At 36.3% G+C, this 16,154-nt stretch carries 14 protein-coding genes; 9 read left to right on the forward strand and 5 right to left on the reverse strand.

The genetic code is table 11. The features are described from left to right. On the forward strand, positions 1–949 hold a 949-nt coding region (gene phoR, locus M983_RS11560; protein ID WP_066750692.1), incomplete at its 5' end, for a phosphate regulon sensor histidine kinase PhoR. Positions 950–1,477: 528 nt separating this feature from the next. Next, positions 1,478–2,815: a branched-chain amino acid transport system II carrier protein gene (brnQ, locus tag M983_RS11565; RefSeq protein WP_066750694.1), complete on the forward strand. Its 1,338-nt coding sequence runs from the start codon at positions 1,478–1,480 to the stop codon at positions 2,813–2,815. Between the two features lie 176 nt (positions 2,816–2,991). Here brnQ and M983_RS11570 read toward each other — a convergent pair whose 3' ends face one another. The 5 genes from M983_RS11570 to M983_RS11590 form a co-directional block, all read right to left on the reverse strand. Beyond that, on the reverse strand, positions 2,992–3,285 hold the full coding sequence (locus M983_RS11570; protein WP_066750808.1) for a helix-turn-helix domain-containing protein: 294 nt from the start codon (positions 3,283–3,285) through the stop codon (positions 2,992–2,994). 152 nt (positions 3,286–3,437) lie between these two features. Next, positions 3,438–5,198, reverse strand: a complete 1,761-nt coding sequence (gene ggt, locus M983_RS11575; protein ID WP_066750695.1) for a gamma-glutamyltransferase — start codon at positions 5,196–5,198, stop codon at positions 3,438–3,440. A gap of 788 nt (positions 5,199–5,986) precedes the next feature. After that, positions 5,987–6,256: a helix-turn-helix domain-containing protein gene (locus tag M983_RS11580; RefSeq protein ID WP_083954592.1), complete on the reverse strand. Its 270-nt coding sequence runs from the start codon at positions 6,254–6,256 to the stop codon at positions 5,987–5,989. Between the two features lie 690 nt (positions 6,257–6,946). Continuing rightward, complete coding sequence (locus M983_RS11585; RefSeq protein ID WP_066750698.1) at positions 6,947–7,549, reverse strand: peroxiredoxin C; 603 nt, start codon at positions 7,547–7,549, stop codon at positions 6,947–6,949. 324 nt (positions 7,550–7,873) lie between these two features. Further along, the gene (locus tag M983_RS11590; protein WP_066750702.1) at positions 7,874–8,461 is read right to left on the reverse strand and encodes an acyl carrier protein phosphodiesterase; all 588 of its coding nucleotides are present in this window, start codon (positions 8,459–8,461) and stop codon (positions 7,874–7,876) included. A 106-nt stretch (positions 8,462–8,567) separates the two neighbouring features. Between M983_RS11590 and queA the strand changes: the two genes are divergently transcribed. The 7 genes from queA (at position 8,568) to ribD (ending at position 16,075) form a co-directional block, all read left to right on the forward strand. Then, a complete protein-coding gene (gene queA / locus M983_RS11595) occupies positions 8,568–9,641 on the forward strand; it encodes a tRNA preQ1(34) S-adenosylmethionine ribosyltransferase-isomerase QueA (protein WP_066750705.1) in 1,074 nt (357 codons plus the stop codon). A gap of 229 nt (positions 9,642–9,870) precedes the next feature. Continuing rightward, positions 9,871–11,013 carry a tRNA guanosine(34) transglycosylase Tgt gene (gene tgt / locus M983_RS11600; RefSeq protein WP_066750707.1) on the forward strand — a complete coding sequence of 381 codons (1,143 nt, stop codon included), beginning with the start codon at positions 9,871–9,873 and terminating at the stop codon, positions 11,011–11,013. Positions 11,014–11,098: 85 nt separating this feature from the next. Continuing rightward, positions 11,099–11,434, forward strand: a complete 336-nt coding sequence (gene yajC / locus M983_RS11605; protein ID WP_066750710.1) for a preprotein translocase subunit YajC — start codon at positions 11,099–11,101, stop codon at positions 11,432–11,434. Between the two features lie 33 nt (positions 11,435–11,467). Further along, a complete protein-coding gene (secD, locus tag M983_RS11610) occupies positions 11,468–13,318 on the forward strand; it encodes a protein translocase subunit SecD (RefSeq protein WP_074388168.1) in 1,851 nt (616 codons plus the stop codon). Positions 13,319–13,328: 10 nt separating this feature from the next. Next, positions 13,329–14,297 carry a protein translocase subunit SecF gene (secF, locus tag M983_RS11615; protein ID WP_066750714.1) on the forward strand — a complete coding sequence of 323 codons (969 nt, stop codon included), beginning with the start codon at positions 13,329–13,331 and terminating at the stop codon, positions 14,295–14,297. A gap of 115 nt (positions 14,298–14,412) precedes the next feature. Beyond that, complete coding sequence (gene nrdR, locus M983_RS11620; RefSeq protein ID WP_066750717.1) at positions 14,413–14,862, forward strand: transcriptional regulator NrdR; 450 nt, start codon at positions 14,413–14,415, stop codon at positions 14,860–14,862. A gap of 58 nt (positions 14,863–14,920) precedes the next feature. Continuing rightward, on the forward strand, positions 14,921–16,075 hold the full coding sequence (ribD, locus tag M983_RS11625) for a bifunctional diaminohydroxyphosphoribosylaminopyrimidine deaminase/5-amino-6-(5-phosphoribosylamino)uracil reductase RibD (protein WP_066750720.1): 1,155 nt from the start codon (positions 14,921–14,923) through the stop codon (positions 16,073–16,075). The last annotated feature ends 79 nt before the right edge of the window (positions 16,076–16,154 follow it).

Genomic DNA, 16,154 nt, shown 5'->3' on the forward strand with positions numbered 1-16,154 from the left:
GATGACAAATGAAGGTAATATTTTTTGGTGTAATAACTTAGCGCAACATCTTTTAGGGTTTCGTTGGCCTGATGATAATGGGCAAAATATTTTTAATTTATTACGTTATCCCGATTTTTTACATTATTTCACTAACGCTCATTTTGATAGGCCGTTAACTCTTTCACTGAATAATGGCTCTATTGTTGAATTTAGAGTGATGCCATATAGTGCTGACCAACGGTTAATGGTAGCTCGTGATGTGACAGAAAAAAATACACTTGAAAATGCACGACGCGATTTTTTTGCCAATGTTAGCCATGAACTTAGAACACCTTTAACCGTTATTCAAGGCTATCTTGAGATGATGGAAGACACAACAGCGACAAAACCTAGTGAGCATAAAGCCATTGTCACAATGCAAGAACAAGCAAAACGTATGGATACGTTAGTGACGCAGCTTTTGCAACTTTCGCGTATTGAATCAGCCCCTTATATTGATTTAAATAAGGTTGTCGATGTTCCTAATATTTTAATGTTACTTCAACAAGAAGCGATATCATTAAGCCAAGATCAACATCACATTATTTTTGATATTGATAAACAATGGTTAGTGCGTGGTAATGAAGAGCAATTACGTAGTGCAATGTCGAACTTAGTTTTTAATGCCATCAATCATACGCCAGAAGGTGCTACGATTAAGGTAAGTTGGCAAAAAGTACCACAAGGTATGCAATTTAAGGTTTCTGATAACGGGCCTGGTATTAGCGCGGAACATTTAACACGGTTGACTGAGCGTTTTTATCGCGTAGATAAAGCACGTTCTCGTCATACTGGTGGCACTGGGTTAGGGCTTGCGATAGTCAAAAAATCACTTCAACATCACCATTCTCAGCTCAATATCGAAAGTAAGATAGGAAGTGGTTCAACTTTCTCTTTTATTTTGCCTCAAACATTGTTGACAAAATAATAGCGACAGAGAATACAAATAAAAAATAGCAGATAATCATAAATAGATTGTTTTTCAATCGCTATAGCTTTATGAAAGTATAGAGTTATAGCTTTACTGTTATTAAATGATTTTAATTTGTAATATTAAAAAGATAACGTTAATTAGTATTAAATTTTAAAATTATTAATTAATCAGAACTTTAAATGAAAATCTGATCTTACGTCTTTGGTGATAAAATAAGCAAATCATATCGGGTATATTCTGTCATATCTAACAGTTCTCACTAATCTTAAAAAAGAGTTTAGATAATTATTCTGGTTTTGGGATTAGCTATTGCCTTTTTTCATTATAAAAGTTTTACTTGTACGCAGTTATCGGCGATTTTTTCTATTTGATACGTAATTGCTCTGTATAAAATGGTTATTTATGAATTTTATTCTAAATAATGATAATTCGAGGCTAAATAGATATTGTTGATTTTATGTTGCGTTAAATATTTATCATTAACGTGAATTAATTTTTTATAACCACTCATTAACAAAACTTATGACACATCGATTAACTTCCAGAGATATTTTGGCACTAGGGCTTATGACTTTTGCTCTGTTTGTTGGAGCAGGCAATATTATATTTCCGCCTATGGTAGGTTTTCAGTCAGGCGAATTCGTTTGGACTGCAGCAATTGGTTTCCTTGTCACCAGCGTGGGTTTACCTGTACTCACTGTTATCGCTTTAGCGAAAGTCGGCGGTGGTATTGAGGCATTAAGCTCACCAATAGGGAAAACATTAGGACTTATACTTGCAATTGTCGCTTATCTTGCTGTAGGCCCGCTTTTTGCAGCGCCACGTACAGCAACAGTTTCATTTAAAGTAGGTATTGCGCCTTTAGTGGGTGATACTGATATGACATTGCTAATCTATAGTATTATTTACTTTGTCATTGTCACGGGGATTTCGCTCTACCCTGGTAAATTGCTTGATAGTGTTGGCCATATTTTAGCGCCAGTTAAAATTTTAGCATTGGCAATATTGGGTATTGCAGCCGTATTTTGGCCAGCAGGTACATCTATTCCTGCTACTCAATCCTATCAAGATATGGCTTTTACTGAAGGCTTCATCAATGGCTATTTAACGATGGATACATTGGGTGCAATGGTCTTTGGGATAGTTATTGTCAATGCAGCGCGTTCTCGTGGTATCGAAAACTCCTCATTACTGACTCGCTATACAATGTGGGCAGGATTAATTGCGGGTGTATTATTAACGCTTGTTTATTTGACGCTATTTAAACTAGGTTCAGCAAGTGGAAGCATTATCCCAGGAGCGGAAGATGGGGCTGATATTCTCCATGCTTATGTCCAATATACATTTGGTAACTATGGAAGCTTCTTCTTAGCAGTATTGATATTTGTAGCATGCATGGTGACTGCTGTTGGCTTAACATGTGCTTGCGCTGAATTCTTTAGTCGCTATCTGCCAATTTCTTATCGTAGCTTAGTGTTGGGATTATCTCTTTTTTCTGCTGTGGTATCGAATCTTGGCTTAACTAAGCTAATTGCATTCTCTATTCCTGTTTTAGTCATGATTTATCCACCGTGTATTGTGATAATTTTAATGAGCTTTACATTGCGTTTATGGAATAATCCTCGTCGTATTATTGCACCAGCGATGGCAGTAAGCTTAATTTTTGGTGTTTTTGATGCAATGAAAGCGTCAACGCATTTGAATCATTTATTACCTGAATGGGCTGAGAAATTACCATTAAGTGCACAAGGATTAGCGTGGTTAATTCCCGTTATTATCACAATTGTTATTTTTGCTATTTATGACAAAGTAGTGGGTACTAATACCAAGAAATCCACGCATTCAGAAGTTATGAAATAACGAATTTATTGCTTGAATATCAATATAAAAAGGGAAACAAGTGTTTCCCTTTTTTGTTAAATCATTAAGGCTACAGTAGATGACTATTCTCTTTTAACCGACTTGCTAAGGTTTTTTCAATGTCTGATTTGATAGTTGTTGATACGCCATATTCTTTGGCTAATTTTTGTATTGGCTTAAAATCCACCTTTTAGTACCTCTTCAATTGTTCTTGGCATTCTAGGTTTATTGACCTTTTTAGGATCGACAACATCAAAGAGTCTATTTAAATCATCTAAACACTGCCAAAGTAATAATAATTGTCTTAAGGATATTTTGCCGTGTAGTTCGAATTTTTTTATTGTCGATGCGGGTACAGTACTGCGATGTGCAAGCTCATCTCGTGACCATTTCACTTTTTCTCGTTGTTGACGAAGGTGAGCTGCAAAAGCGCGACTGACATCTAAATCAGTTAATAGAGATAATTTCATACACACCCCAAAAAGACACCATAATGTCCAATTATAGCAAAAAAATGCCATTTTGGACATTATGGTGTCTGTTTTTTTAAATGGAGTATCTGCTTTTTTATTTAAAAAAGAGGATTTATTCATTGAAAATAAATCCTCCTAATTTTTATCGCTTAATAGCCTGATGCTTTACCCGCAGGGCGACGCGCATCATTAGCACCATAGAGATAACCTTCACGAATAATGCCAGAAACAGCAGAATCATTGCCTGATGTTGCTGATATCACACCTTCTTCACCAGGTAGTGCAACCATAATGAGCTCAGCAGCACCCCAAGGTGTTTGTTCTACCATTTTATAACCCATTGCTGAGAGCTTATCTAATGTGTCTTTAGATAAGCCTCGTTGTTCATAATAAACCTCATCAGGTAACCATTGATGATGAATTCTTGGGCTATTAACGGCTTCTTGTGGTGGCATACCAAACTCAATAATATTAAGCGCCGTTTGTAATGTGATGGAAATAATACGAGAACCTCCAGGTGAACCTAGAATAAGGAAAGGTTTTCCATCTTTTGTTACAAGTGTTGGGCTCATTGATGAAAGGGGACGTTTTGATGGTGCAATACTGTTTCTTTCTCCTTGAACTAAACCATAGAGATTTTTTTCACCCACTTTTGTTGTGAAATCATCCATCTCATTATTAAGGAAAAAACCAGTACCTGGCGCAATAACAACAGCACCAAAGCGACCGTTTATCGTATAAGTTGTTGAAACTGCATTGCCGTCTTTATCAACAACAGAATAATGTGTTGTTTCAGGGCTTTCATGAGGCGCTTTACCAGGCTGAACATTTGCTGATGGCGTCGCTTTATCTACATTGATTTGTTGGCGTATTGCACCAGCATATTCTTTACTGAGTAATTTATCGGTTGGGTTTTTAATAAATTCAGGATCGCCTAAAAAGGTATTCCTATCCATATAAGCATGTCGCATCGCTTCTGTTAATGTATGTACATATTGCGCTGAATTAAACCCCATCGATTTAAGATCGTAACCTTCTAAGATATTAAGAGTCTCGCAAATAGTCACACCGCCTGAGCTTGGAGGTGGTGCTGAAATAAATTCATAACCTCGATAGCTACAGCTAATTGGTTTTGTTTCTGTAATGGTGTAGTTTTCAAAATCTTTTTTTGTCAGAGAACCATGATGTTGTTTTGATGCTGCTTCGACTTTCTCTGCAATTTCACCGTGATAAAAAACATCAGGTCCTTCTTTAGCTATAGCATCAAGAGTATTTGCTAAATCTGTTTGAATTAATCTATCACCGGGTTGCCATGCTGAGCCATCAGGTTTTAAGAAAATTTTTGCTGTTTGAGGATCTTGTTTAAAACGTTCAGTTGATGTTTCTAATACATCAGTATCTGCTCGCGTTAAAATATAGCCGTCTCTCGCTAATTTAATCGCAGGTGCCATGACTTCTTGGCGTGAAAGAGTACCATATTTTTCTAATGCTGCATCAAGGCCTTTCACTGTACCTGGCACACCTGATGCTAAATAGCCGTATAAGCTCGCATTTTTAATTAAATTTCCTTCTTTATCCAAATACATATCTTTAGATGCAATGGCTGGTGCTGTTTCTCTAAAGTTAATAAAGGTATTTGTGCCATCAGCAAGGTGAATTGTCATAAAACCACCGCCACCAATATTACCACAACAGGCATTAACAACAGCTTGTGCATAGCCTACAGCAACAGCAGCATCAATAGCATTGCCACCTTTTTCTAGGATATCTCGACCAACATCAGAGGCTAGATGTTGTGAAGAAACAACCATGCCTTGGTGAGCTTCAACAGCAGGTTCATAAGCGGCATAAAGCATGGGTGAGAAAAGCGATGTGAGTATAAGCAAGTGTGTCTTTTTTATAGTAATCATTATATCTCCATTAATTACAGTAAGTTATAAGTAATAAGTAGTTATGGGATTGATAGTGAATGCTTATTTAGTAGGAAATATACGTAAGTATTAGTATTAATTTATAATCACGTAATTAGAAGTATAGAAGGGGATTATTTATAATGAGAATCTTATAAATAGAATAATGAGAAAATAATTTTAATAGAAAGTAATACGAAAGTAAGTATTATAAATTAAGTAAAAAAGGAATAAATAAGTGGTAAAATGGGAAAACAGGAGCAAAACATACTTTCTCCTGTTTAGTGTAAGTTAATAGTTAAACTATATTAATAAATACAGTGGATACAATATAGGTATTAACTCTAATACTAAGAGGTTAACTACTCTAACTAATTTGCAAAGAATATTGAATTTATGGAAAGGGTATTAATTTTCCTAAAAATGATGGCTCCTTCATAACATGTATACCATTGAGTATAACTACCAGCTATATATTCTGCTGTATTATCCAGTTAATGATTATTTAGTGACTTACTGGAATAAAATAAAATATTATCCAAGGCTATTATTTCACCTAAAACATAATTTATTTTTAAGACTTATTTTTATAGATAGATCATTAAAAAATTATGAGTAATTTTTTCAATATAACGTGAATTAATGAATACCTATTATTTAAATAAATGGAAATTTAATTTATTATATCTTATGTCATAAACGATAATTAAATATAGTAAATATTATAATGAAGTTTAAATAATTTCTATTATATTTTCATTTAACCATATTAATATAATTTTTTTGTATTATTGATTATTTTTATTTTTATTTTTAATTAGCCACTTTTCAATATTCCTAAACAATTCAATAGTATTAATATTTAATATTTCTGAGAGTTTTATCATTAATTCTATTGTGAATGGAGTATTACCATTCTCATAGCGAGAAATTTGTTGTTGGCTTAAATTTAGCATCGTGCCTAGTTGTTTACCTGATATTTTTTTCAATTTTCTGTTTCTTTTAAAGTAGGAACCAATAAATAAGTTTAAGCTATCTTCAATATTAATGTTTTTCATAATTAGTATTGCCTTTTATTGATAAGAACTTGTTTTAATAGTGAATAGAGTATATTTGCTTTTTATTATTGTAAAAGTGTTTTAAACCATTTATTTGTTTTTTTTAATATTTTAAAACCATCAATGATTGTTTTTTTATTTTTTTTACTATTATTGAGTGTAAGGGTAATAAGTGAAATGAATTTATTTTAATTAATAATTATTTGATTTTTATATATAATAAATTGTTTTTTTCATTAAGATTGAAAATATCATTAATATAGAAATGATAAAGGTGTTGTTATTTTATTTTAAGAAAATTAAATGGTAACAATATATTAATGGAGGTAAGGAAGTATTACTTTTACATGATGGGATAATGATTTTAATCATTTATTTTATAAGTTTTAAAATCGCATTAAAATGAAAATTGATATTTAACGATTTTTTTTTAATAATTTTTTAATAAATTTAAACAAAAATGATTTATATCATAAAAAAGTGAAAAATAAATATCTTTTTTTTAAGGGTTTATTCGATAGAATCATAAAATTTCATAATGATAATTAAAAAGTATTATTGTTTTTATAAATCTATCGTATAAAAAGACTGCAAACTTATATGAGCAGATTACTAAAAAAGGAATAAAAAAACCCCATAAAATGGGGTTTAGAAAAATCTTTGATACAGTACATCAGAGGTAAATTATAATTACAGTTTACCTGAGTTCGCTTTTAGGTATTTAGCAACTCCATCAGGAGATGCACCCATGCCTTCTTGGCCTTTTTCCCATTGTGCAGGGCAGACTTCACCGTGCTCTTCGTGGAATTGTAATGCATCAACAGTGCGGATCATTTCATCAATATTACGACCTAATGGTAGATCGTTAACAACTTGGTGACGAACAATACCTTCTTTATCAATTAAGAAAGAACCACGTAATGCAACACCTGCTTCTGGGTGTTCAATACCGTATGCTTTAATAATGTCATGTTTGATATCTGCAACCATTGGGTATTTCACTTCACCAATACCGCCATCATCAATCGCTGTTTTACGCCATGCGTTATGAACAAATTCTGAGTCCATAGAAACACCGATAATTTCAACACCGCGTTTTTGGAATTCTTCAAAACGATGATCAAATGCAATCAGCTCTGATGGGCAAACAAAAGTAAAGTCCATTGGCCAGAAGAAAATAACGGCAGGTTTACCTTTGATAAATGAATGTAGATTAAAATCATTAACAATTTCACCTGTACCTAAAACAGCTGATGCGGTGAAATCTGGGGCTTTACGAGTAACCAAAACCATAATGTACTCCTGTAGATTGAAAGAGTTGTGGGTGTCTATACCCTGTTTTTAAATGTTGAATACAGCATAAATAATCAATTGCTATTGATAAAGTTAAACAGAGCAATCTATTCAATAGATTGTGGCTATCAGAAAAATCAATATAAAAAACAGTAAAATAAGATTATTTATGATGCCTTATCACATTCCATATTCTAATCAACTTTAGAAATGAATACTATGCTTGTTAATAAATTGTGGCTAATTTAGTACTAAAACTATATTTTTATTTTATTAATATAAACAGTTTATCTTGTCAGTATGACATCAGAATGAATGAGTATATCAATCATGAAGCTGATGATGTTGTGCACGATTTAATAATTCTGGATAAAAGTGCCAAAAAATATGGCTTAACTCGTCATAGTGAGTTTCAAGGGTAATATAAGAACCTTCAAGCGCACTGAGTCTTGGACGTCTTCTTGCCATCGCTTTTAATGTTTGAGCTATATAAGCCTTATCAGCGTATCGAATTAACCAAGATTGTGACCATAAATATTCGTTGAGTTCTTGAAACTTCTCAGGTGTTTGCCATAAATCAGGTTCAATAATGTTTCGAGTCTTTGTGACAAAGTCAGTTAAAGGTATGTTGGGCTCGAATTTAGACCAATTTAATGAAAGAAAGTGATCCCAAAACACATCTAAGGTAATTGGAGCAACACGTCGATATTGCTCAGGAAATAATAAACGTGCTTCTTTAACCAGAGGGTGAGTATCGGTAAGTACATCAATGCGTCGATGCATACGAATACCATCCACAATGATATCAGAGTAACGAGAGTGAGGATCACCTTTGACGTAATCCGCCATCATGTTGCCTAATATTGAGCTTTTCGCTCTAAAGGCGAGGTGTAAGTGAGCAAGATAATTCATGCTGTTATCATACCTCTTTTTGAATAAAAAAGGGCTTCTTTGTTGCACTGACAAGCTGGCAGCACTAGACTAGTCCGCCTGTTTTTTATGAAAGTAGTCTTTAATTATGCGTGTATCAGATTTTAGCTTTGAACTACCAGAAGCCTTGATTGCCCATTATCCTCAGCCTCAACGTAGTGGTTGTCGTCTTCTCTCTTTAGAAGGGGAAACAGGGGCGTTATCTCATGGCGTCTTTACTGATGTTTTAGATAAATTAAATGCTGGTGATTTGCTCGTCTTTAATAATACGCGTGTTATTCCTGCACGTGTTTATGGTCGTAAAGCCTCTGGCGGCAAAATTGAGATGCTTGTTGAGCGAATGCTTGATGAGCATCGTGTTCTTGCCCATATAAGAGCTTCTAAATCGCCTAAAGAAGGCGCTTCACTGATTTTTGGTGAAGATGAAAGTGTACAAGCAACAATGGTCGCTCGCCATGATACGCTTTTTGAAATTCGTTTTGATGATAAAAGAGATGTGCTGACTATTCTTAACAGCATTGGGCATATGCCATTACCTCCTTATATAGATCGTCCAGATGAAGAGTCTGATAAAGAACTTTATCAAACCGTTTATAATGAGCGTCCAGGTGCGGTTGCTGCACCAACTGCGGGGTTACATTTTGATGAGCCATTACTTGAAGCATTGAAAAATAAAGGCGTTGAAATGGCCTTTGTGACCTTACATGTTGGTGCTGGTACATTCCAACCTGTGCGTGTTGATAATATTGAAGAGCACACTATGCATTCAGAATATGCAGAGGTGCCACAAGACGTTGTTGATGCAGTGCTTGCTTGTAAAGCTAGAGGTAATCGTGTTATCGCAGTAGGAACAACATCAGTACGCTCTTTAGAAAGTGCAGCAAATGCAGTACAAAATGCACTAATTGCCCCATTTTTTGATGACACTCAGATATTTATTTATCCAGGTTACCAATATCAGGTTATCGATGCGTTAATTACTAATTTCCATTTACCTGAATCTACATTAATTATGTTAGTTTCTGCTTTTGCAGGCTACAAAAACACTATAAATGCTTATAAAAACGCTGTAGAAGAAAAATATCGCTTCTTTAGTTATGGAGATGCGATGTTTATCACCCGCAATCCATTAGCGATTAATGAAAAAGTTGGACAAGAATAACGTAACTTTTCAGTAAATGAGATGATATATGAAAGATAATTAATATTTATTTATTCGTCTTTATTTGCCATTTTTTAGTTATCTAAGATGTTATCGCTCCTTTATTAAGAAATCTCTTTGACTAAACAGGGTTTTTTATTGCGTTAACATATACAGTTGTCTAATAAATGATTAGAATACGCTGTTTTTTATCACGCATTGGACTGTTTTTCTGATGCTCGGAGGATGAGTGAAATACGAATTAGATAAGACTAGCGGCAATGCTCGCCGTGGTCGCCTTATTTTTGAACGTGGTGTTGTTGAAACACCCGCGTTTATGCCTGTAGGGACTTACGGTACTGTAAAAGGTATGACACCTGAAGAAGTGAAACAAACAGGTGCGCAAATTCTTTTAGGGAATACCTTCCATTTATGGCTACGCCCTGGTCAAGAAATCATGAAATTACATGGTGATTTACATGATTTTATGCAATGGCAAGGTCCTATTTTAACAGATTCTGGTGGCTTCCAAGTCTTTAGTTTAGGCGCAATGCGTAAAATTAAAGAAGAAGGTGTTCATTTTAGAAACCCTATAAATGGCGAGAAAATTTTCTTAAGCCCAGAAAAATCGATGGAAATTCAATACGATCTGGGTTCTGATATCGTGATGATCTTCGATGAATGTACTCCTTATCCTTCTGATTGGGATTATGCAAAAACCTCAATGGAAATGTCATTACGTTGGGCTAAACGTAGTCGCCAACGATTTGATGAATTAAACAATAAAAATTCATTATTTGGCATTATTCAAGGTGGTGTTTACGAAGACTTACGCGATATTTCAGTGAAAGGGCTAGTCGATATAGGTTTTGATGGTTACGCTGTGGGTGGACTTGCTGTTGGTGAACCTAAAGAAGATATGCACCGTATTTTAGAGCATGTATGTCCTCAAATTCCAGCAGATAAACCTCGCTATTTAATGGGGGTGGGTAAACCAGAAGACTTAGTTGAAGGCGTTCGTCGTGGTATCGACATGTTTGACTGCGTAATGCCAACACGAAATGCACGCAATGGCCATCTTTTTGTGACAGATGGTGTGATTAAGATTCGTAATGCAAAACATCGTTCTGATACATCAACATTAGATGAGCACTGTGATTGCTATACCTGTAAAAATTATAGTCGTGCTTATCTACATCATTTAGATCGCTGTAATGAAATCTTAGGTGCAAGACTCAATACCATTCATAATTTACGTTATTATCAGCGCCTAATGGCTGAAATTCGTCAGTCTATTGAAGAAGACCGTTTTGACGCGTTTGTACTAGAATTTTATGAACGCATAGGAAAACCTGTACCGCCATTAAATGGCTGTGCGAGTAAGTGTGATTAATGTATACGAGAAAGCTCAATTCTGTGTATGATATTGGGCTTATAACTTGAATATCGTCGTTATCGATAACAATGAGGAAAAGTGAATGAGTTTTTTCATTTCTGATGCTGTTGCTTCTGCTGGACAAGCTGCCCCTGAAGCTAGTTTTATGTCAATTTTACCGATGTTAGTGATCTTTATCCTGATTTTTTATTTTATGATCCTACGTCCACAGCAAAAACGTACTAAAGAACATCGTAAATTGATGGAATCTATTGGTAAAGGTGATGAAGTATTGACCACTGGTGGTTTAATTGGACGTGTTGTGAAAGTGTCTGACAATGGCTATGTCGTTGTTGCACTGAATGAAACAACTGAAGTAACTATCAAACGTGACTTTGTTGCTGCTGTTTTACCAAAAGGCACAATGAAAGCTATTTAATCTACATTTCCCCAAAGGGAAAAGGGAACTGCCGTGCTAAACCGTTATCCTTTGTGGAAGTATCTGATGTTGATATTCGCTATCCTCATCGGTCTGCTTTACGCACTTCCTAACCTATATGGTGAGGATCCGGCTGTTCAAATCACTGGTGTGCGGGGAACCGCCGCCAGTGAGCAAACACTGGATCAAGTTCGCACTTTGCTCGATAAAGAAAAAATCGAAGCGAAATCAATTGCACTCGAAAATGGTGCGATTCTCGTTCGTTTTAACAATCCTGACGTTCAATTACGTGCCCGTGAAGCGTTGTTACCTGCATTAGGTGACCAATTCATCGTTGCACTTAACCTTGCTCCTGCTACACCAAAATGGCTAGAAGCTATTGGCGGTGAACCAATGAAACTGGGGTTAGATTTACGTGGTGGGGTTCACTTCTTAATGGAAGTCGACATGGACACCGTGTTAAGTAAACTTCAGGAGCAAAATATTGATAGCCTACGTACAGAATTACGTGATGAAGGCATTCCATATTCTTCTATTCGCAAAGCGGATAACTATAGCGTTGAAATGCGTTTTCGTAATGAAGACGACCGCAATAAAGCCTCGACTTATTTGACTCGTAAAAATGGTCAAGAGTTAGTCTTTAAAGATGGTAGCAATAATACGCTAAAAGCTATCTTCACCGACACTCGTTTACGTGAAGCGCGTACCTATGCTGTACAGCAAAATATTACTATTTTACGTAATCGTGTGAATCAGCTTGGTGTTGCTGAACCATTAGTTCAACGTCAAGGTGCTGATAGAATTGTTGTTGAATTACCGGGTATCCAAGATACTGCTCGTGCAAAAGAGATACTAGGTGCAACAGCAACATTAGAGTTTCGTCTAGTTAACACGTCTGTTGACCCTTCTGCGTTAGAAACCGGTCGTATTCCTGGTGATTCAGAAGTGAAAAACACGCGTGATGGTAGACCAACGATTCTGTATAAACGAGTTATCTTAACAGGTGACCATATTACAGATTCAACATCTCAATCAGATGAATATGGTCAGCCACAAGTGAATATTTCACTGGATAGTGCAGGTGGCTCTATCATGTCTAACTTTACAAAAGATAATATCGGTAAACCGATGGCAACGCTTTTTGTAGAGTACAAAGACAGCGGTAAACGTGATGCGAATGACCGCGCAATTTTGGTAAAAAATGAAGAAGTTATCAATATTGCGAATATCCAATCACGTTTAGGAAATAGTTTCCGTATTACGGGTATTTCTAACGCAAACGAAGCTTACCAATTATCTCTGCTACTGCGTGCAGGGGCATTGATTGCACCAATTCAAATTGTCGAAGAGAGAACGATTGGCCCAACATTAGGTCTTCAGAACATAACACAAGGTTTAGAAGCGTGTTTATGGGGTCTGATTGCTTCTGTTGCCTTTATGATCCTCTACTATCGTAAATTTGGTGTGATTGCGAGTACGGCTTTAATGGCAAACTTGGTCATGATTGTCGGGGTAATGTCTTTATTACCGGGAGCGACACTCACCATGCCGGGTATTGCGGGGATTGTCTTAACCCTTGCGGTAGCCGTTGATGCTAACGTACTGATAAACGAGCGTATCAAAGAAGAGTTACGCAATGGTCGTTCAGTACAGCAAGCAATCCATGAAGGTTATAAAGGTGCCTTCTCCAGTATTATTGATGCGAACTTAACCACATTAATTACAGCGGTCATCCTTTATGCAGTCGGTACTGGCTCAATTAAAGGCTTTGCGATTACAACCGCTATCGGGGTTGCAACCTCCATGTTTACCGCAATCGTCGGTACTCGTGCGATTGTAAACCTGCTGTATGGTGGTAAACGCATTAAGAAACTGTCTATTTAAGGAGCACGTTGTGGCACAGGATTATACTGTTGAACAATTAAACCATGGTCGTAGAGTTATTGACTTTATGCGTTGGGACAACGTCGCCTTTGGTATTTCGTTTCTGCTTTTGATAGCGTCTATTGCTATCATTTCCGTGAAAGGATTTAACTGGGGACTCGATTTTACAGGCGGTACGGTGATTGAGATTAACCTCAGTAAACCGGCTGATCTTGATAAAATGCGTCATAGCCTAGATGCAGCAGGCTATAAAGATCCTCTGTTACAAAACTTTGGTAGCAGTCGCGATATTATGGTGCGTTTACCTCCTGTTGAAGGACAGGCAGGTCAAGAATTAGGTAAGAAAATCATCGATATTATCAATGTTGAAATTGATAATGATGCAACGGTAAAACGCATTGAATTTGTGGGGCCTAGTGTTGGTAGTGAATTGGCTCAAACAGGTGCAATGGCGTTATTATCTGCACTAATCTGTATTCTTATCTACGTTGGATTCCGTTTTGAATGGCGTTTAGCGTTAGGAGCTGTTATTGCTCTTGCGCATGACGTTATCATCACGTTGGGTATATTATCTCTCTTCCAAATTGAAATCGACTTAACCATTGTCGCATCATTAATGTCTGTTATTGGTTACTCACTAAACGATAGTATTGTTGTATCGGATCGTATTCGTGAGAACTTCCGTAAAATTCGTCGTGGAACTTCGTATGAAATTATGAATGTTTCCCTGACTCAGACATTAAGTCGTACCATTATGACATCAGCAACAACATTATTAGTTGTATTGATGCTGTATATTTTTGGTGGCTCAATGCTTAAAGGCTTCTCTTTAGTTATGTTAATCGGTGTTTCAATTGGTACGATTTCTTCTATTTACGTGGCTTCTGCATTAGCACTAAAATTGGGAATGAAACGCGAACACTTGATTGTACAAAAAGTAGAAAAAGAGGGTGCAGATCAGACATCACTCTTACCTTAATAGAGTGAATTTCTGATAAACCATTGCAAACACCCTGCCAGTTAATTCTGACAGGGTGTTTTTTGTTCACTGAACAGGTACACTGTTTACAGTATTGTCAAAAGTAGGAATAACTATGCATTGCCCATTTTGTGGAGCCGTAGATACCAAGGTAATTGATTCCCGACTTGTTGGTGATGGTTCACAAGTGCGCCGTCGTCGCCAATGCCTTGTTTGCCATGAACGCTTTACGACGTTTGAAGTCGCAGAGTTAGTCATGCCTCGTGTTGTCAAAAGTGACGAGATACGAGAGCCATTTGACGAAGAAAAATTACGTAGAGGCATGCTTAAAGCATTAGAAAAACGACCTGTAAGCTCTGATGACGTCGAAGCCGCCATTAACCAAATAAAATCACAACTAAGAGCGACAGGAGAGAGAGAAATCCCTTCTAAAGAAATTGGTAATTTTGTTATGGAGCAATTGAAAAAGCTCGATAAAGTTGCTTATATCCGCTTTGCTTCTGTATATCGAAGCTTTGAAGATCTTCGTGATTTTGGTGAAGAAATAGCACGCTTACAAGATTAATCGCAGTTTGATTTAATCCATAAATAATAACGATTAATAATAAATGACTATACCTATTATGATAAATAATGACAGCAACAAGGAATCGACTAACGATAGCCATGATGATGACGTATTTATGCGTCGTGCTATTGAGTTGGCTGCATTTGGTCGATTTACTACATCGCCGAACCCTAATGTAGGCTGTGTTATCGTTAAAAATGGCAAAATCATTGGTGAAGGCTATCATCATCATGCTGGTGGCCCTCATGCAGAAGTGAATGCACTCAATATGGCAGGTGATAATGCGAAAGGCGCAACAGCCTATGTCACATTAGAGCCATGTAGTCATTTTGGTAAAACACCACCTTGTGCTGATGCATTGATAAATGCAGGTGTAAAACGCGTGGTTGCTGCGATGCAAGATCCTAATCCTCAAGTGGCAGGGCGTGGATTACATAAATTATTATCAGCAGGTGTTGATGTTTCTCATGGCGTCTTGATGCAAGAAGCTGAAAAACTTAATGTTGGTTTCTTTAAGCGCATGAGAACAGGATTTCCCTATATTCAACTTAAATTAGGGGCATCTTTAGATGGAAAAACAGCACTAGCGACAGGTGAAAGCCAATGGATAACCTCTCGCGCTTCTCGTCAAGATGTGCAAAATTACCGTGCTCAAGCAAGTGCAATTTTAACGACGAGTGAAACGGTATTAGCAGATAATCCTTCAATGAATGTACGTTGGGATGAATTATCTGACAATATTAAAACAATATACCCTAAAGAAACACTACGCCAGCCTATTCGTATTATTACAGATAGCCAGAATAGAGTGACGCCAGAGTATAAAATCACGCAATTAGCAGGTGAATGTTGGTTGGCTCGCACTCGTTCAGAAAATAGTGATTGGCAAGGTGATGTATCAGAAATTTTACTGCCTACCAATGGTAAAAATAGCGGTGTTGACTTGGTTTTATTGATGATGCAATTAGGTAAACGCAATATCAATACTGTTTGGGCTGAATGCGGTGCACATTTTGCAGGTGCATTATTAGAAGCTGGCCTTGTTGATGAACTCATTCTTTACATTGCACCTAAAATTTTAGGTGATGATGCAAGGGGATTATTTACACTCACGCCTCTTTCTGCGTTATCTCAAGCTCCTGAATTTACAATAGCTTCGTTAGAGCAAATTGGCCCTGATATTAAAGTGTGTTTAAAACCTCGTTATTAATAGATGCAAATAAGTGTGTCTATGGCGCTATTTGTAGTAAAATAGCGCCGTGTGTGTTATTTCCTGTCGTTACGACATT

Source organism: Proteus myxofaciens ATCC 19692, assembly GCF_001654855.1.
GTDB classification, from domain to species: Bacteria; Pseudomonadota; Gammaproteobacteria; order Enterobacterales; family Enterobacteriaceae; genus Proteus; species Proteus myxofaciens.